Annotated in this window: 12 protein-coding genes; 2 read left to right on the top strand and 10 right to left on the bottom strand. The window is 62.6% G+C overall.

The window, feature by feature from the left end; translation table 11 throughout:
- Positions 1-23: 23 nt before the first annotated feature.
- Positions 24-2,798, bottom strand: a complete 2,775-nt coding sequence (locus SPH52_RS06145) for a cation-translocating P-type ATPase (RefSeq protein WP_411794127.1) — start codon at positions 2,796-2,798, stop codon at positions 24-26.
- A 297-nt stretch (positions 2,799-3,095) separates the two neighbouring features.
- Here SPH52_RS06145 and SPH52_RS06150 point away from each other — a divergent pair, with 297 nt between their 5' ends.
- On the top strand, positions 3,096-3,557 hold the full coding sequence (locus tag SPH52_RS06150; RefSeq protein ID WP_411794128.1) for a YchJ family protein: 462 nt from the start codon (positions 3,096-3,098) through the stop codon (positions 3,555-3,557).
- A 34-nt stretch (positions 3,558-3,591) separates the two neighbouring features.
- On the opposite strand, the gene SPH52_RS06155 is transcribed toward SPH52_RS06150, so the two are convergent.
- The 7 genes from SPH52_RS06155 to hutI all read right to left on the bottom strand — a co-directional run bounded on the left by SPH52_RS06155 (position 3,592) and on the right by hutI (position 13,768).
- Positions 3,592-4,938 carry a Na+/H+ antiporter family protein gene (locus tag SPH52_RS06155; RefSeq protein WP_411794129.1) on the bottom strand — a complete coding sequence of 449 codons (1,347 nt, stop codon included), beginning with the start codon at positions 4,936-4,938 and terminating at the stop codon, positions 3,592-3,594.
- Positions 4,939-5,047: 109 nt separating this feature from the next.
- On the bottom strand, positions 5,048-6,595 hold the full coding sequence (gene hutH / locus SPH52_RS06160) for a histidine ammonia-lyase (RefSeq protein ID WP_411794131.1): 1,548 nt from the start codon (positions 6,593-6,595) through the stop codon (positions 5,048-5,050).
- Positions 6,562-8,145, bottom strand: a complete 1,584-nt coding sequence (hutH, locus tag SPH52_RS06165; RefSeq protein ID WP_411794132.1) for an HAL/PAL/TAL family ammonia-lyase — start codon at positions 8,143-8,145, stop codon at positions 6,562-6,564. Before hutH (SPH52_RS06165) ends, hutH (SPH52_RS06160) begins: the two co-directional genes overlap by 34 nt.
- Positions 8,138-9,733, bottom strand: a complete 1,596-nt coding sequence (locus SPH52_RS06170; RefSeq protein ID WP_411794133.1) for a BCCT family transporter — start codon at positions 9,731-9,733, stop codon at positions 8,138-8,140. Before SPH52_RS06170 ends, hutH (SPH52_RS06165) begins: the two co-directional genes overlap by 8 nt.
- A gap of 114 nt (positions 9,734-9,847) precedes the next feature.
- Positions 9,848-11,536, bottom strand: coding sequence for a urocanate hydratase (hutU, locus tag SPH52_RS06175; RefSeq protein WP_411794134.1), 1,689 nt, complete (start codon positions 11,534-11,536; stop codon positions 9,848-9,850).
- Between the two features lie 41 nt (positions 11,537-11,577).
- Positions 11,578-12,555: a formimidoylglutamase gene (gene hutG / locus SPH52_RS06180; protein WP_411794135.1), complete on the bottom strand. Its 978-nt coding sequence runs from the start codon at positions 12,553-12,555 to the stop codon at positions 11,578-11,580.
- A complete protein-coding gene (gene hutI / locus SPH52_RS06185; RefSeq protein ID WP_411794136.1) occupies positions 12,548-13,768 on the bottom strand; it encodes an imidazolonepropionase in 1,221 nt (406 codons plus the stop codon). Before hutI ends, hutG begins: the two co-directional genes overlap by 8 nt.
- A gap of 356 nt (positions 13,769-14,124) precedes the next feature.
- On the opposite strand from hutI, the gene SPH52_RS06190 reads away from it, so the two are divergent.
- On the top strand, positions 14,125-15,456 hold the full coding sequence (locus tag SPH52_RS06190; protein ID WP_411794137.1) for a YjiH family protein: 1,332 nt from the start codon (positions 14,125-14,127) through the stop codon (positions 15,454-15,456).
- Between the two features lie 77 nt (positions 15,457-15,533).
- Here the strand turns inward: SPH52_RS06190 and SPH52_RS06195 are convergent, their stop codons facing one another.
- Complete coding sequence (locus tag SPH52_RS06195) at positions 15,534-16,781, bottom strand: ABC transporter substrate-binding protein (protein ID WP_411794138.1); 1,248 nt, start codon at positions 16,779-16,781, stop codon at positions 15,534-15,536.
- Between the two features lie 21 nt (positions 16,782-16,802).
- Positions 16,803-18,860: a putative bifunctional diguanylate cyclase/phosphodiesterase gene (locus SPH52_RS06200; protein ID WP_411794139.1), complete on the bottom strand. Its 2,058-nt coding sequence runs from the start codon at positions 18,858-18,860 to the stop codon at positions 16,803-16,805.
- Positions 18,861-19,123 lie beyond the last annotated feature (263 nt).

Raw genomic sequence — 19,123 nt, forward strand, 5'->3', positions numbered from 1 at the left:
TCGGCGGTTACCGTTCACCGCTGCTAGCTTGTAGACGTCGTTGCCTCGTCATGCCGATTCGCGCTGCTGGCCGTCGAGGCTTCTCGCTTGCGCAGCACCCACTTTTCCAGCTCCACGATCAGATAGAGGGCGATACTGCCGGCCAGGATGACCATCCAGTGCAGCGCGCCGAGACCCTCGCTGCCGAACACTGTCTGCATGAAGGGGAGGTAAGTCCAGCCGAGTTGCAACAGGACGACCAGGCCGATGGCGAGCCATACCGGACGGCTGCCGAAGATGCCGTGCAGGGACAGGGTACTGTTGACCAGGAAACGGCTGTTGATGAGGTAAGCGGCGCTGCCCAAGACCAGCATGTTGACGGCACCGCTGCGCGCCAGCGCCTCGCTGCCGCCTTGGATCTGAAGAATCCAGCTGAACATGCCGAATACCCCGGCCAGCAGCAGCACCGAGACGAATACCACCCTCCAGAGCAGGAACAGGTCGAGCAGGGCGGCGGAGGGGTCGCGCGGCCGGCGCTGCATGATGTCGTCTTCCGCTTTCTCGAAGGCGAGCGCCAGGCCCAGGGTGACTGCCACCACCATATTGACCCACAGCGCCTGAAGGGGCGTGATCGGCAGCAGGGTGCCGGCCAGCACGGCCAGCATGATCGCCAGCCCCTGGCCGCCATTGGTGGGCAGGATGAAGGTGACGGTCTTGCGAATGTTGTCGTAGACCTTTCGTCCTTCCTCGATGGCGCCGACGATAGTGGCGAAGTTGTCGTCGGCCAGGACCATCTCGGCGGCTTCCTTGGCCGCTTCGGTGCCCTGGATGCCCATGGCGACGCCGACGTCGGCACGCTTGAGCGCCGGTCCGTCGTTGACGCCGTCGCCGGTCATTGCGCAAATACCGCCCCTGGCCTGCATGGCCTTGACCAGACGCAGCTTGTGCTCGGGGGCAGCCCGCGCGAACACATCGATTTCCAGGATGCACTCCTCCAGCGCTTCGTCCGACATGTTCTCGACCTCGCGGCCGGTCAGCGCCCGGTCGGTTTGGGCGAAACCGAGCTGGGCGGCGATGGCGCGGGCGGTCACGGCATGATCGCCAGTCACCATTACCGGGCGGATGCCGGCTTCAAGGCACTGCTTCACGGCATCGATGGCGGCTTCCCGCGGGGGATCGAGCAGCCCGATCAGGCCGAGCAATACCAGCCCGGCCTCGGCCTGCTCGTCGCTCAGCTCGCCGGAGATGTCGTCGGCTTCCTTTTCCGCCAGGGCCAGTACGCGCAGCCCTCGGGATGAGAGGTCGTGTATGCGTTCCTCCCACTCTCCATGGTCCAGCTCGGCATCACCATCGACGCCGCGCACCTTGTGGCACATCTCGAGCAGCCGGTCCGGGGCGCCCTTGACCAGCAGACGCTTGCCCTCCAGCTCGTTGAGCGTCGCCATGTACTTGCGTTCGGACTCGAAGGGTATGGCGTCCTGGCGTGGGTGCTCGTCGCGCAGCTCACAGGTGTCGAAGCCACCCTTGGCGCCGGCCACCACCAGGGCCCCTTCGGTGGGGTCGCCGTGGATGCTCCAACGATCCTCCTCCTGGGCAAGTTCGGCGTCGTTGCACAGTACGCCGACCTTGAGGAAATGGGCCAGGGTCGGATGGTCGTCCAGCGCGATCTCCTCACCGTGCTCGCCGTCCTTCGAACCCTCCGCAGCCAGGTGGAACTTGCCGTCCGGGTCGAAGCCGATGCCTGAGAGACGAAACTCGCCTTCGGGCAGCCAGATCGCCTGGGCCGTCATCTCATTGCGGGTGAGGGTGCCGGTCTTGTCGGAGAAGATGGTGGAGATGGAGCCCAGCGTCTCCACCGCCGGCAGGCGGCGGATGATGGCGTTGCGCTTGGCCATGACCTGGACGCCCAGCGCCAGGGTGATGGTGACGATGGCTGGCAGGCCCTCGGGGATGGCGGCAACGGCCAGGCCCACTGCCGCCATGAACATGGCGCTGATGGGTTGGTCGTGGATGACCACGCCGATCGCGGCGGTAAGGGCGGCGGCGCCCAGGATGAAGATAGCCAGCACGCGACCGGCCTGATCGAGCTGCTGGAGCAGCGGTGTCTTGAGCTTCTCCACGCCACGCAGCATTTCGGAGATACGGCCGATCTCGGTATGGGTGCCGGTTTCCACCACCAGACCCTGGGCCGTGCCCTGGACAACGATGGTACTGGCATAGGCCATGGCAGCGCGATCGCCCAGATCGGCACTCTCGTCGACGGAGTCGGTTTGCTTGTCGACAGGCGTGGACTCGCCGGTCAGTGCCGCTTCCTCGGTGCGCAGGCGCCTGGCCTCGAGCAGGCGTAGGTCGGCGGGAACGCGGTCACCGCTCTCGAGCATGACGATGTCACCGGGCACCAGCTCTTCTGCGGCGAGCGTTCGTCGCCGGCCGTTGCGCAGCACCGCTGCCTGGGGCGAAAGCATGTTGCGGATGCTATCGAGAGCCTGTTCGGCCTTGCCTTCCTGAATGAAGCCGATCAGGGCGATGATGATCACCACCCCGACGATGGCCAGGGCATCCAGGGTATGGCCGAGAGCAAGGCTGGCTACCGCGGCCACCAGCAGGATGATCATCAAGATATTGTTGAACTGTTCGAGCAGCCGCCTCCACCAGGGGCGCCCCTTCTCCTGCTTGAGCCGGTTCGGGCCGTATCGGTCCAGTCGCGAGGTGGCTTCCTCGTCACTGAGCCCATCCTTGTGGCTCTCGAGCTTCTCGAGGGCCTCCTCTGCGGTGAGAGCATGCCAGGCGGTGGGGGAATCGTCGCGGCGTTCGGGCATTTCCTTATCTCCGAAAGCTTGGTGTGAAGCCAGATGTAACATACGTAATGCTGCGCTGCAGTGATCTGGCGCAAGAACGTTGCCCAACTACTTATTTCCTTGGGTCAGGCATCTAGGTGCCATGTCGGGCGATGAGTCTCTGCTCGCCTTGGAACGGGCACGTGTTGGGTCACAGTGTAGAAGCGGCAGCGGGGAAGGAAACTTCGCTGCCAGGGGAGCGTCACCTGGTCGGTTCGATGGCCGCGTATCGGCTATGATGGCGGCCCGTACGAACGGCCCGATTGAAAAGAGTGAGCCATGTCGAACTCCACTACGCCTTTCTGCCCCTGCGGCAGCGGCCTTGTTCTTGCCGACTGCTGTGGTCGGTTCCATGCCGGTGAACCGGCGCCTACGCCCGAGGCACTGATGCGCTCCCGCTATAGCGCCTTTGCCATGGGGCTCGAGGAGTATCTGCGCGATACCTGGCACGAGAGCACCCGCCCCACGACGCTGGATCTGGGCGACGGTACGCGCTGGGTGCGGTTGGAAGTGCTGGATCATGGGCAGGACGGCGATCAGGGCCGCGTACACTTTCGTGCGACCTTTCGCGAGGATAGGCGCTGGGGCGTGCTGGAAGAGAATTCGCGCTTCGTGCGCGAGGCGGGGCGCTGGTATTACCTGGATGGCACGCCCAGCGTCACCCGCCTCAAGCCAGGCCGCAACGACCCTTGCTCCTGTGGCAGCGGGCGCAAGTTCAAGAGCTGCTGCGGCCTGGGATGATCCCAGTCAGATGAGCCCTGGCAGGTGAACTCTGTCAGAGAATCATTGCCGCCAACCAGCCAAAGGCGATCAACGGCACGTTGTAGTGCAGGAAGGTGGGCACCACGGTGTCCCAGATATGGTCGTGCTGGCCATCGGCATTGAGCCCGGCGGTAGGGCCGAGGGTCGAGTCGGAGGCTGGCGAGCCGGCGTCGCCCAAGGCGGCGGCGGTGCCCACCAGGGCGATGGTGGCCATGGGCGAGAAGCCGAAGCTGAGTGCCAGCGGCACGTAAAGTGAAGCGATGATCGGCACGGTGGAGAACGACGAGCCGATGCCCATGGTAATGAAGAGGCCGACGAGCAGCATGATCAGTGCCGCCAGCCCCCTGTTGTCGCCGATCAGTTCCGCCGAGCCTTCCACCAGCGCGGATACCTCTCCGGTGGCCTGCATCACCCCGGCGAAACCCGCGGCGCTGATCATGATGAAGCCCACCAGGGCCATCATGCGCATGCCTTCGGTGAAGATGTCGTCCTGTTCCTGCCAGCGAAATACGCCGCTGACCGAGAGCAGGGCGAAGCCGAACAGCCCGCCCAGCACCATCGAGCCCGACAGCAGCTGGATCGCCACGGTGCCAACCAGCGAAGCACCGAGCATTGCCATCTGCCACGGCGCCAAGTGACGTGCGGCCTCGGCTGGCGTCTCTTCACCGTGGGCCAGGTCGCGATCCTGGTAGCTGCGCGGCCGGCGATAGCTGAACAGCACGGCTACCATCAGCCCCAGCGCCATGCCGCCGATGGGGATCAGCATTGCCATGGGCACCATACTGCGGGTCACCTCGAGGCCGAACTCGGTGCCGCTCTCGTTGAGGTTGGCGAGCAGGATGTCGTTGAGGAAGATCGCCCCGAAGCCCACCGGTAGCAGCATGTAGGGCGCAGTGATGCCGAAGGTGATCACGCAGGCGGCCACGCGACGATCCAGGCGCAGGTGGTTCATCAGCTTGAGCAGCGGCGGCACCAGTACCGGAATGAAGGCGATATGCACCGGTATCAGGTTCTGTGAACTCACCGCGGCGGCGAGCAGGGCACCCAGCAGGGTGTAGGCGACCCAGCGCCGGCTCGATGGCTGATCATCGAGATTGAGCCCACGGATGGCGCGCTCGGCCAGCAGCTCGGTGACGCCGGAACGCGACAAGGCCACGGCAAAAGCGCCTAGCACGGCATAGGAGAGAGCGATGGTGGCGCCGTTGCCCAACCCCTGATTGAAGGCGTCCATGATGGCGCCAATGGGCATGCCTGCTACGAGTCCGCCAACCAGGCTGGCGACGATCAGGGCGAAGACCACGGAGATGCGGGCAAGGCTCAGGGTGACCATGACCAGGATGGCCAGAACGATGGCATTCATGTCGGCTCACTGAATACAGGAGAAAAAGAAGTCGCTAATGCTATGTGCAGACGAAAGCCCCGGGCCGGAGCGCCGGGGCAGCGTATCTTACCTCAGCTTCGCAGCCGGGTCAGTGGCTGGGCAGCAGCTCTAGCGGCATCAGCTCGTTGAGCACCCGTGAGGCGAGCAACTGGATCGCGCTCTCGATGTCCGGACCGAAGAAACGGTCGCGATCGTAGTAGCTGACGTTGCTGCGCAAGGCTTGTCTCGCCTGTTCCAGATGCGGCGTGCTCTTCATGCATTGCTGATTCGAATCGAGCCGAAAATCGAGCCCTTGGCAGGCTGCCAGCCATTCGATAGCGATGATGCCGCGCACGTTGTCGGCCATTTCCCACAGCCGCTTGCCGGCGGCCGGGGCCATGGAGACGTGGTCCTCCTGGTTGGCCGAAGTGGGCAGGCTGTCGACACTGTGGGGGTGGGCGAGCGCCTTGTTCTCGCTGGCCAATGCGGCGGCGGTGACCTGGGCGATCATGAAGCCGGAGTTGACGCCGCCGTTCTCCACCAGGAAGGGCGGCAGCTGCGACATGTGGGTATCCATCATCAGCGAGACGCGGCGTTCGGTGAGCGAGCCGATTTCGGCCAGAGCCAGGGCCAGGTTGTCGGCGGCCATGGCGACCGGCTCGGCGTGGAAATTCCCTCCTGACAGGATGTCGCCCTCGTCGCAGAACACCAGTGGGTTATCCGATACCGCATTGACTTCCACCGCCAGCACCTCGGCGGCCTGGCGCAGCTGGGTCAACACCGCCCCCATCACCTGGGGCTGGCAGCGTAGCGAGTAGGGGTCCTGAACCTTGTCGCAGTGGGCGTGGGAGTCGCTGATCTCGCTGCGTTCTCCAAGCAAGTGGCGATAGGCCGCGGCGGCATCAATCTGGCCGCGCTGTCCGCGGGCGTCATGGATGCGCGCGTCGAAGGGCGAGCGCGAGCTGAGCGTGGCCTCTACGGTCAGTGCACCGCACACCGTGGCGGCAGCGAACAGGTCCTCGGCCTCGAACAGGCCCTTGAGCGCATAGGCGGTAGAGACCTGGGTGCCGTTGAGCAGCGCCAGGCCCTCCTTGGGTGCGAGGCTGAGCGGCTGGAGCCCGGCGATTTCGAGCGCCTGCCGGGCCGGGATCCATTCGCCGCGATGGCGGGCCTTGCCCTCGCCGAGCAGTACCACGCTCATATGCGCGAGCGGCGCCAGGTCACCGGACGCGCCCACCGAACCCTTGAGCGGAATGTGGGGATAGACCTCGGCGTTGACCAGGGCGAGCAGGGCGTCGAGCACCTCGCGGCGGATGCCGGAGAAGCCGCGCGCCAGGCTGTTGACCTTGAGCACCATGATCAACCGCACCAGGGCGTCCTCCATGGGCTGGCCAACGCCCGTGGCGTGCGACAGTACCAGCGAGCGCTGCAGCTCCTCCAGGTGATCGTGGTCGATGCGGGTCTGGGCCAGCAGACCGAAGCCGGTATTGATGCCGTAGACGGTGCGGTCCTCGGCCACCACGCGGTTGACGCAGTCGACGGCGCGCTGGATGGCGGCGTCGGCACTTTGCGGCAGCGTCACGCGCAGCGGTGCTTCGAAGACCTGGCGCGCCTGGGCCAGGGTCATGCTGCCGGGATTGATACTGAGATTGGACATGTCTGGCTCTTTTCAGGGTATAGGAGGGGGGCGAGTTTGATGAAGTCGGCCTGTCGAGACGTATCCCGGAGCAGGTGGCGAGCTGCCTGCAGGTCCCGGTGCAGGGGATGCTCTTCATCGTAAAAGGGAATCACTTCTCGCAGTGCCTTCCAGGCCAGCTCGGTGCCTGGGGCGAAGTTCTGGTCATCGATCAGGTCGAAGGCCTGGGCTGCCAACAGGTATTCGATGGCAAGTACCTGAAAAGCATTGTCGAGGGCCTGATCCAGCTTTAGGGCAGCGCTTTCCCCCAGGCTCAGGTGATCTTCTTGCAGTCCTGAGGTCAGGAAATTATCGATGACGGCAGGTTGGGCCAGGCGCTTGTTGTCGGCGACCAACGACGCTGCCGTGTACTGGGCAATCATCATGCCCGACTTGACTCCGACGTCGTTGGACAGAAACGGCGGCAGCCGACTGGCCTGCGGCGTGACGAGACGGTAGGTGCGGCGTTCTGAGATCGAGCTCCACTCACACACGGCGATTGCCAGCAGGTCGCATGCCATGGCCACCGAGGCACCATGCGGGTTGGCGTTGGATATGATGCGGTAGCCTTCCTCCGTTGCGATGACCAGGGGATTGTCGGTCGCCGAGTCCAGCTCGTTGTCGATTTGCCTTGCGGCATGTGCGAATTGATCGCGGCAGGCGCCATGCACCTGGGGCATCGAGCGCAGGCTGAGCGCGTCCTGGAGGTGCTGGCCCTGGCAGCGTGCGAGGCGCCGACTGCCCAGCAGCAGGCGGTGCAGGTTGTTCCCGGTGTGCTGGACGCCCTCATGCCGCTTGAGGCCCGTCACTTGGGCGAGCAGCGCATCCAACTGGCCGCCCAAGGCCTCGAAGCTCATGGCTCCGACAATATCGGCCCAGGCCGCCAGGCGGGCGGCATCCTCGAGGGCGAGGCAGGCCAGGCCGGTCATGGCCGGGGTGCCATTGACCAGGCTCAGGCCATCCTTGGGGCCAAGGGTGAGTGGGGCCATGCCGATGGCATCCAGTGCCTGTCTGGCCGGCATCCGCTGGCCGTCGAACTCGACTTCTCCGTGACCAATCAGCGCCAGGCCGATGTGCGCCATATGGGTGAGGTAGCCAACCGAACCTCGAGAGGGCACGATCGGGGTAACCTGCTCGTTCAGCAGATGTAGCAGCCCTTTCACGACGGCAGGGCTGATGCCGGAGTAGCCGTGGCTGTAATTGATGATGGCGCAGGAAATGATTGCCCGGACCTGCTCCGTCCGCAGTGGCGCACCCACACCACAAGCATGGCTCATCAGCGTATGGTGAGAAAGCCGCTGCAGCTCATCGCGCTCGAGTACTACGTCGCAGAGGGCGCCCAGACCGGTATTGATGCCATAGTGCGGTACCGTCGAAGACGCTATTTCTTCTACGGCCTGACGCGCCGCGGCGATCCTCTTCCAGGCGGCCTTGGTCAGCGACAGGAGCGCGCCGTGGCGCGCTACCCGGACCACTTGCTGCCATTCAACTGGCGCTGCGCCGAGCACGATGCGTTCGGCATTGTCACTCATGGGCATTTTCCGCCAATTGGCCCAGTGCGTCTGACTGATATTGTTCATTAGTAGCCCCTCGCATGATGAAGGTTTTAGCCACCGAGGCCACGATCAGCGCGAACAGGAACAGCACGGTGAATCCTCCTGCTGCGGCCAGGAACTTGATGCCATCCACGCCTTGGGCGCCGCCGCCGAAGGCCACCATTATGTAGGCGATGATACCGATCGAGAGACCCCAGAGGATCTTCTGCTTGCGAGGCGCCTCTTCGTCCGCGGTCATGTTCTTGGTGCAGATGGTGGCGATGGTCGACGACATCGAGTCCGCGGCGGTGGAGAAGGAGATGATCAGGGTCAGGATGGCCAGCGGGATCAGCAGGGCGGACAGCGGCAGGTGCTGCAGGAAGCCCCAGAGCCCCGATACCGCGCCGCTCTCGGTGACTACCCCGATCAGGTCCAGGGTTCCGTCCATCTGCCACTTGATGGCCGAACCTCCCCAGATGGCGAACCAGACGATGCCGAACGCCGAGGGCAGGATCCAATTGATGACGAGGAATTCACGCAGTGTCCTGCCGTAGGAGATGCGTGCCAGGAACAGCCCCATCAGCGGTGCATAGGCGATCCAGATCGACCAGTCGTACATGGTCCACCAGGTTACCAGAGCCTCGCCTCCCGACTCCTTTGTGTCGAACGACCACAGGAAGAAGTTATCGAGCCAATAACCCAGGCTGGTCACCGACAAGCTGAGGATGTAGTTCAGCGGGCCGATAATCAGCAGGATGGCAACGAAAGCATAGAAGATGTAGGCATTGACCGATGATAGGAAGCGGATGCCGCGCTTGAGCCCGGAGACCGCCGAGGTGATGAAAATGGCCGAGATGACCAGCGTCAGGATCAGCCAGGTGGTGGGGTTCGAGGCGATGCCGTATTCGACCTCCAGGCCTGAGCCGATCAGGGCCAGGCCGGCGCCCAGCGACGAGGCGAGCCCCAGGGCGATTGCCAGTATCGAGATGATATCGACCGCTGCGCGAACCAAGGGCTTGCGTTCGGTGTTGCCAAGAATGGGTATTAGTGTCGACGAGATTGAAAAGCGCTGTTGGCGATTGAAATGCATGTAGCCGATCATCAAGCCGACGATGGAGTACATGGCATAGGGAATGAAGCTCCAATTGTGAAAGCTCCTGGCCAACGCAAATACCGCAGCTTCGGCACTGCTGGGCTCGAAGGCTTGATTGCCGATTTCGCCATAGATGTTACCAAGATAGATGATCGGCTCGTTGACCGAGTAGGTCACTACGCCCGTGGCGATGCCGCCGGTAAGTGCCATGGCGAATGTCGTTGCCATTGAAAATGTCGGCTTGGCGTTTTCTCCACCTAGCCGAATGTTGCCGGCCTTGGAGAAGAATATGTAGGCAGTAACGCCCAGTGCCGCCACAGCCAACAGTTGGTAGAGCCAGCCGAAATCGGAGAGCGAGAGGTAGAACAGCTGTCTGGCGACGCTGACTAGCAGCTCGTTATTGGCAAGGCCAATGGTGACGGCCAGCAAGATGATGGCAAAGGCTGGAATGAATACGCTGCGGTTCAGACTTTTCTTGTTTGGAATTGACATCGGTGGATCCCTTGTTAGGAATTGTTGTCCGGGTGCTGCAAACGTTACCGACATGTTGATGGCATGGCGGTAACGTCGGGTGTCGTGTCAGCGGAGCAGGTATGGCCGTCAGGCTTACTCGAGCATCGGCAGATCCAACCCATTTTCCCGGGCGCACTGCTTGGCGATCTCATAGCCGGCGTCGGCGTGGCGCATCACCCCGGTGCCCGGGTCGTTGCGCAGCACCCTGCCCAGGCGGGCATGGGCCTCGTCCGTGCCGTCAGCGACGATCACCACCCCGGCATGCTGGGAGTAGCCCATGCCCACGCCACCGCCGTGGTGCAGCGAAACCCAGGTGGCGCCACCGGCGGTATTGAGCAGGGCGTTGAGCAGCGGCCAGTCGGAGACGGCGTCGCTGCCGTCCATCATCGCTTCGGTCTCACGGTTGGGGCTGGCCACCGAGCCGGAGTCCAGGTGGTCGCGGCCGATCACGATGGGCGCCTTGAGCTCGCCGTTTCGGACCATCTCGTTGAAGGCCTGGCCCAGACGAGCGCGATCCTTGAGGCCCACCCAGCAGATCCGCGCTGGCAAGCCCTGGAAGGCGATGCGCTCCTGGGCCATGTCGAGCCAGTTGTGCAGGTGCGGGTCGTCGGGGATCAGCTCCTTGACCTTCTGGTCGGTCTTGTAGATGTCCTCCGGGTCGCCGGAGAGCGCCACCCAGCGGAAGGGCCCGATGCCCTGGCAGAACAGGGGGCGGATATAGGCCGGCACGAAGCCGGGGAAGTCGAAGGCGTTGGCGACGCCCTCTTGCTGGGCCATCTGGCGGATATTGTTGCCGTAGTCGAAGGTCGGCACGCCCATGGCCTGGAAGTCGAGCATGGCCTGCACGTGCACCGCCATGGATTGCTTGGCAGCCTTGACCACCGCCTCGGCTTCGCTCTTGCCGCGTGTCATGTATTCGTCCCAGCTCCAGCCTGACGGCAGATAGCCGTGCAGCGGGTCGTGGGCGCTGGTCTGGTCGGTGACCATGTCCGGGCGCACGCCGCGCTTGACCAGTTCCGGCAGCACGTCGGCGGCGTTGCCACACAGGCCGATGGAGACCGCCTTGCCCTCGGCGGTGTAGCGCTCCAGGCGCGCCAGCGCATCGTCGAGATCGTCGGCCTGCTCGTCCAGGTAGCGGGTGCGCAGACGGAAGTCGATGCGCGACTGCTGGCACTCGATATTAAGCGAGCAGGCGCCGGCCAGAGTAGCCGCCAGGGGCTGGGCGCCGCCCATGCCGCCGAGGCCGGCGGTGAGGATCCAGCGGCCCTTCAAGTCGCCGCCATAGTGCTGGCGCCCGGCCTCGACGAAGGTTTCATAGGTACCCTGGACGATGCCCTGGGAGCCGATGTAGATCCATGAGCCGGCGGTCATCTGGCCGTACATCATCAGGCCTTTCCGATCCAGTTCGTTGAAGTGCTCCCAGTTGGCCCAGGCCGGCACCAGGTTGGAGTTGGCGAGCAGCACCCGCGGCGCATCCTTGTGGGTCTCGAACACGCCCACCGGCTTGCCCGACTGGATCAGCAGGGTCTGGGTGTCCTCCAGGCGCTTCAGAGTCTCGACGATGGCATCGAAGCACTGCCAGTCCCGGGAGGCACGACCGATGCCACCGTAGACCACCAGGTCCTCGGGGCGCTCGGCCACGTCGGGGTGAAGATTGTTCATCAGCATGCGCATGGGGGCTTCGGTGAGCCAGCTCTTGCAACTGAGTTTGCTGCCGGTGGGGGCGGCGATACGGCGGCTGGCATCGTGGCGTGTGTCGGCGAGGGGAGTGTGGCTGTTCATCGTTTTGCTCTCTCTGAAAAGGGTGTCGTCATGTGTCGGATTCAGGTATCCAGCGTGAGCCGGTGGATCAGGCGTGCCGCTGCCTTGGCGGTGCGGCCGTCGATATCGAAGCTGGGGTTGAGTTCGGCGATGTCTGCCAGGCGCAGCTTGCCGCTGTCGCGCACGCTCTCGATCAGCGTCTCGACCATGGCCAGCGGCACGCCGCGTGCGGCGGGAGCGCTGACGCCTGGGGCCTCGGCCGCCGGCAGTACGTCGAGGTCGACGGTCAGGTAGAGGTGGTCGCAGTGCGCCATGAAGCGCTGCAGATCGCGTACGACGGCGTCGAGGCGCAGGGCGTCGATCTCGTGGTCCTCGCGGACCAGCGCGTTCAGCTCCCTGGCGCGGGCGAACAGGGCGCGGGTATTGCTGGCGCGGCTGACGCCCAGGCAGGCGTAGCGGAACGGCCAGCCGCGGGTGTCGCACTCGGCGGCGATCTGGGCGAAGGGCGTACCGGAGGAGCGCACGTGGCTCGGATCGCGGAGATCGAAGTGAGCATCGAGGTTGACGATACCGACCCGGGGGCGGGCCTCGCCCTGAGCCTCGAGATGGCGCGCCAGGCCCGACCAGCTGCCGAAGGCGACCTCGTGACCACCACCCAGTACAAGCGGCAGGTGGCCGCTTCCCAGCAGGGTGCTGACCCGCTCGGCCAGGCGCTGCTGTGCCGCTTCCAGGTCGTCATTGCCGTGGCAGCTCACGTCGCCGGCATCAAAGACCGGGGCACTGCGATGCCAGGCCAATGGAGCCAGGGCGCGACGCACTGCCCGCGGGCCTTCCGCGGCGCCGACGCGGCCCTGGTTGCGCGCAACGCCGGCATCGCTGGCAAAGCCGAGCAGGGCGGCGCCGGGGGCACTGTCCGGCTTCACAGGAGTAACTACCTGGTGCCAGCGCAGACTGTCGGGTTCAGGGTCTTCGCGACCGGCCCACAGGGACATGTCGATGGAGGGGTCGGCCAGGTGGAGATCGGTATTGCCTTCAACCATGACGAGGCTCTCCTTTGAAAATGCGCTGACGAAGGCGACCGGGCTGTACGGCGTAGGCCAGCTCGGCGGGTGAGTCGACATCCCACAGGCACAGATCCGCCGGCGCGCCTTTCACGATGCAACCAAGCGAACGTTCATGCAGACCCAGTGCGCGTGCGCCATGGGCGGTCATGCCGGCCAGAGCCTCTCGCGGTGTCAGGCGAAACAGGGTGCAGGCGAAGTTGAGCATCAGCGTCGGCATGAACAGCGGCGAACTGCCGGGGTTGGCATCGGTGGCAATGGCCATGGGCACGCCGGTCTCGCGCAGCGCGGCGATGGGTGGCAGCTGCGTCTCATGTAGGGTATGGAATGCGCCGGGCAGCAGTACCGCAACACTGCCGGCCTCGCGCAGGGCATTCACGCCGGCTTCGTCCAGATATTCGATATGGTCGGCGGAGAGTGCCCCATGGCGAGCTGCCATGGTGCTGCCGCCGAGGTTCGATAGCTGCTCGGCATGGGCCTTGATCGGCAGGCCATGAGCCTCCGCGGCTTCGAACACTCGCTCGCACTGCTCTACCGAGAAGGCGATCTTCTCGCAGAAGACGTCTACTGCATCGGCCAGGCCCTGTTCGGCTGCCGCGGGGATCATCTGCTGGCAGACCAGGTCGATATAAGCATCGCTCTCTCCCTTGAACTCCGGGGGCAGGGCATGGGCGCCCAACAGCGTAGTCACTACCCGTACCGGCAGCTCCTCGCCGAGCCGGCGTGCCACGCGCAGCATCTTCAGCTCGTCTTCGACAGTGAGGCCGTAGCCCGACTTGATCTCCACGGTGGTGATGCCATCGCGCATCAGCGCTTCGAGTCGCGGCCGGGCCAGGGCGAACAGCTCCGACTCGCTGGCCTCACGTGTAGCGCGCACGGTGTTGAGAATGCCGCCGCCCTGGCGGGCGATCTCCTCGTAACTCACTCCTTCCAGGCGCTTCTCGAACTCCCCAGCACGCGACCCACCGAAAACCAGGTGGGTGTGGCAGTCGACCAGGCCGGGTGTCATCACACCGCCACGACCCATTGCGTCGCAGCCGGCTGCAATAGCTTCGTCGAGCTCGGTCATCGGCACGACGAGGTCGATACGGTCGCCTTCCACCACCACAGCCATCGGTGCAGGCAGGGTTTCGAGGCCGTCGAAGAGGGTGACGTCTCGCCAGAGCTTGCGATTCTGTGGGTTAGCGGTCATTGGGACTCCTGCTGATGATGATGCACGATGTAATGTATATACATTTAATAGAAAGCCGTCCAGGCGTCAAGGGCGACGCTGGCCGCAAAGACTGCGTGTCGCCAGTGACGATCGGGTTTGACTCGAGATTGTTGCAGCAACTCCATGGCGTAGAAGCGTAAACTCACCTTTCTGTGTGGAGCGGCATGGCCTGTTGCGCGTCGGTTGAGACTAAAGTATAGCGCCTGGCTGTGAGCGAAGCGCTGGCGACCTGATGTCTCTTATTGTATATACATTAAGGTATCCGCTTCGATACCCGAACGGCTGCCATTCGAAGTGCTTGCCACAACCCGACGACAACAATAGGAGGGGATTTCGTGACAATCCCTCAGCAGACGGCGCAGAGTCGCCGCCGACCATCACCGATGACCGTTCTCAAGCTGCTTGTGCCCAGCGCTCTGGGAGTCCTGATCTTCTTCGTGCCGGTGACCCTCGGTGAGCGCAAGACCATCCTGCTGGACCATATGGTCACCGGGGCGCGTACCCTGATGGGAGACTTCAGCGGCTTCTATGCCTTGGCGTTGATCATTGCCGGTGCTGCCTATCCGCTGCTCAAGGGCCACTGGAACCGTAGCCTCACCGAGCGCATCTTCACCTTGCTCAAGCTGGCCGGGGTGGCCGCGGCTGTGATGGCCATGACCAGTTGGGGGCCGGGCTTCCTGCATGAGCCGGACATGCTGCCGTTCCTGTTCGAGCGGCTGGTGATCCCGGTTGGGTTGATCGTGCCGATCGGCGCCGTCTTCCTGGCGCTGTTGATCGGCTATGGGCTGCTGGAGCTGATCGGTGTGCTGCTGCAACCGGTCATGCGGCCGATCTGGGGCACGCCGGGTCGTAGTGCCATCGATGCCGTGGCCTCGTTCGTCGGCAGCTATTCGATTGGCCTGTTGATCACCAATCGGGTCTACCAGGCGGGGCAGTACTCGGCACGCGAAGCGGCCATCATCGCGACCGGCTTCTCCACGGTTTCCGCCACCTTCATGATCATCGTGGCGCGTACCCTGGATTTGATGAGCGTATGGAATCTCTATTTCTGGCTGACGCTGTTGATCACCTTCATCGTAACGGCCGTCACCGTGCGCCTGCCGCCGCTGTCGGGCATGGACAACAGCAGAACGGATGGCGAGCCGGAGTCGATACCGGGTCAGCGTCTCGCTACCGCTTGGCGCACCGGTCTCGATGTCGCCGAAAAGGCGCCGAGCCTGCCCAGGAGCGTGTCGATCAATGTGCGCGAAGGCCTGGTGATGGCCATCAGTATCCTGCCGTCGATCATGTCGGTAGGGCTGCTGGGACTGCTGCTGGCCAAGTACACACCGCTGTTCGAGTGGCTGGGCTTGCTGTTCTACCCCTTCGTGGCGATCTGGGGGCTCGATGATGGCGTGGCTCTGGCCCAGGCTTCTGCTGCCGGGCTTGCCGAGATGTTCCTGCCGGCATTGCTGATGGCGGAAGCCGATTTCGTGGCGCGCTTTGCCGCTGGGGTGGTATCGGTTTCCGGTGTGCTGTTCTTCTCCGCTTCGATTCCCTGCATCCTCTCCACCAGCATCCCGCTCTCGGTGGGGCGCATCGTGGTGATCTGGTTCATCCGGGTAGCACTGAGCCTGATGTTGGCAGTGCCGGCGGGGTTCCTGGCGCAAGCGCTGAGTGGCGGATAGGCGACGGGGCCATCCTGGTTGGCTTAGAGGAAGCGGGAACGCTTTACTCCGGCGGGTAAAGCGTTCGTCGCGCCGGCTCAGCCTTCGCTGATGATCTGACTCAAGCGCCTCTGAGCGGTCTGGCTGGAGATGGTGTCGTCATCGAAGAATTCGGCGAGTACGCCGATCCAGGCAGCCATCACATGGGAAGGCAACGCTCGCGAGTGCATGCCGTTGTGGTGTGATTCGTCTCGGATTCGTTGCAGGCCCAACTGGCCGCAGCGATCCAGTTCAACGGGATCGATGTCGGTTCTTGCCGGTAACGATCCCTTTTGACGGCTGAATGCGACTTGGTTGTCCGGGTCGAGTACCACGCGTGCAAAGGCGTATTGCGCCTCGGTAGTGCCAGGACGAGTGGTCAAGGGAAAGGCAAAGCCATCGATCGCCATGAAATAGGCAGTGGCAGTGCCGGGGATGAAGCTGCAGCCGAAGTCCTGATCCGCCGTATAACCGAGGCTGATGAGTTCCCCCTTGGCCCAGTCGCCCATGATCTGCATTCCCGCATCGCCACGCCCAATCATTCTGCTAGCCTCCGCCCAGGTTCTTCCCATGCGGACGTCCAGTGGTTCGACGAAGTGCGATACGCGACGAAACAGATCGAGCGCTTCGAGCATCCGCGAGTCGAGTACGGCTTCCATATCGCCACTGAAGACACTCGAATAGCCCTCTGCGCCCAGCGTGGCATACATGATGTTGTGGAAGATCAAGGCGACTTCCCAGGGGGCCGAGCCCAGGGCAATGGCCGGATAGCCTGCCGCCTCGATTCGTTTTGCGGCCGCAAAGATTTCCTCCCAGGTCTCGGGCTGGCTCAGGCCGAGCTCATCGAGGATCTTCCGACTGCTCCAGAGCCAGTTTTCCAGGTGGATGTTGGATGGTGCGAAATACACCTTTTCCTGATGAGTGATGAGATCGAGCACGAAGAAAGGCAGCAGGTCGCGCCAACGATCCTGCTGAGCGACTGCTTCGATGTCCTGAACGACCCCGAAATCGGGTAATTCGCTGGCCCGGGCATCGAGATTCCACTGTGTCACTGCAGGTGGGTAGCCGTTGGCGATCCGCTCGCTGACGATCCTCTTCAGAGCGGCTTCGTTGTCCGCGGGAAGATCTACCCAGTGGTTGCCGGCTCGGGTCCAGGCGTCTCGGTAAACGTCGATCGCCGTCGTTTCGCTCTTCGATATCCAGTAATGCACGATATCGATCGTGTAGTCCGTGGGTGGTGTGGCCGCGTTAGCGCTTGCCGCGGTCACGGCTACTGCCAGACAAAAACCTCTCGACAACGGGTTCATCGGTTTTCCGTTCACTGCCAATCACCTGGTTTCCGCGATGGGGTGCTTGAGCCACCTCGCCATGACTTCGTTTTTAGGCATCGGCTTGGCGAACAAATAGCCTTGACCGATCGTGCAGCCAGCCGTGACGAGGAACTGGCGCTGTGCTTCCGTCTCGATGCCTTCAGCAATACAGCGCTTACCCAGGTTCCGCGACAGGTCGATGATCGCGTTGATGATCTGCTCCGAGCGGCTGTCCCGGCCGATATCGGCGACGAAACTGCGATCTATCTTCAACTCATCGAAGGGAAAATCGCGCAGATGCAACAGCGATGCGAAGCCTGTGCCGAAATCGTCGAGCGAAACGGATACGCTTTGCTCGCGGAAGCGTGTCATGGAGGCGCGCATCTGCTCGGCATGATGATTGAGAAATACGTCCTCCGTCACTTCGACGGCCAGGTCTTGCCAGTCGAGGTCATACTCACGGATAGCCGAAGCGAGCATTTCGAACCCGTTCTCGTCGATGAGGAGGGGTTCCGGTAAGTTGATGGCAACCGGTCCGGGAGAAAGGCCTGCCTTCTTCCAAGCCCTGAGGTCACGGCATGCGTTCCGAATGACGGCGCGGCTCATGTCGCCGATCATGCGTGGACTCTTCATCAAGGGCAGGAAGGCGCCCGGCGCAAGCAGGCCCAGCGTGGGATGCTGCCAGCGAACGAGCGCTTCGAATCCGAGGTGTTTGCCTGACGCGAGCTCAACCTTCGGCTGATAGTGCACGATTAACTCATCGCGATCGGCCGCGTTGGCCAGTGCCGCAGCCAGTTCATTCTGTTCGAGTCGTGAAGTCAGCGTCTCTTCATCGAAGATAAAGGCGCTTTGGCTACCCGCCTTGGCGGCGTAGAGCGCCAGGTCCGCGACACGTACGAGCCCGGGTTCGTCGATTGCGTGAATGGGGACGATTGCGCCGCCTACGCTTGCCGAGGTTCGAATGGTGTTGTCTTCGAAAGTAAAGTCCGCCTCCAGTGCCTTGATGGAGCGATTGGCTATATCGTTGAGGCGTGCTTCATCGTCGATGTCGGGTAACAGAATGGCAAACTCGTCGCCACCGATACGGGCTATGATGTCGTTGACTTGGAAAACGTTCTGAAAAGCGTGGGCAACATGGCGCAGCGTGGCATCACCGGCAGGATGGCCGAAACCATCATTGATGGCCTTGAAATTGTCGAGATCGATCAGTAGCAAGGAAAAACCAATGCCGTCCTTCTTGTAGCGATAAAGAAGGCAATTCAGTGCCGAGCTGAAATAAGAGCGATTCTTGAGCCTGGTGAGCGGATCCGTTTGGGCAAGATGGACGAGCTTGTTCTCGAACTCCATCTTGCGCTGATGCTCGCTGCGCAGCTTCATCAGTAATGGGTAGAACAGCAGCGTGCTTGCCAGAATGAAAAGTATGGCGAGCGTGAGCAGAAGGGCCGTGCTGATCGAGGCGGCGTTGCCGATGCTGGCTTCACTGCGACCATTGGCGTGCTGAATGATGCCGTCGAACTGGCGCATGAGGAGGCCATCGGCCGAAGCGGCAAAATCAATCGGCCCCCAGTAGGTATAGCGCCGCTGTCGATCTTCATGAGTGGTGTTGATGATCCTTTCCGCGCGAGAAAGAAAGTCCTCTAGCCGCTGGTCAAGGTCGACGTGTAGTGCTGTGGCCGCAGGGCTGTGTCGACTGAGCCGCTCGAGTAGATTGCTGTCGAGGCGCCTGTGCATGTCCTTGAGGCGTTTCATGACGACCCGGATGTCGGTGATAGCGCTCTGTATGTCCTCAAGCATTGGCTGGACGATCTGTTCTGGCAACGCAGGGTCGGCTGACGCACCCATGACTGCCCGTGTCTGCTGGGTGAGTTGTTGGAACCGAATGAATTTTTGACTGGTCAGGAAGCTGATTTCCTGTTGTGTGGTATGGCGGTCGAGTGCGACTTTTACCGTCAGGTACGTGGCTCCAATGAGTAAGGTCATGACAATGGCAATGCCAATATAATAAAGACCAATGGAGCGAATATAGTCTTCGATCGAAGAGCCTGGTCTTGGTGGAAGGGGAGTGGTTTCAACCATATTAGGCTATTTTGAGTAGTGGCTTTTCGATCATGCTGGTATTCCTTGGCAAACTTTGAAAGTCAAGTGTCAGGCTCTGGTGAGTCTATCCGGAGCAGAGTCCCATGGCAGACTATTTTACTTCTCAGGGTTGAATCGTCAGATTTTTTATCATTCCTTTTTATATTGCCTGGTGGTTATGGCCTCCTAATTATAATTTGTTGGCCGGAGCTTGCGGGCATTGGATGACAGTATATCTTGTGACCTCGAAGTGACGGTAGGCT

Origin of the sequence: Halomonas sp. A29 (assembly GCF_046723295.1) — a bacterium.
Classification (GTDB): domain Bacteria; phylum Pseudomonadota; class Gammaproteobacteria; order Pseudomonadales; family Halomonadaceae; genus Halomonas.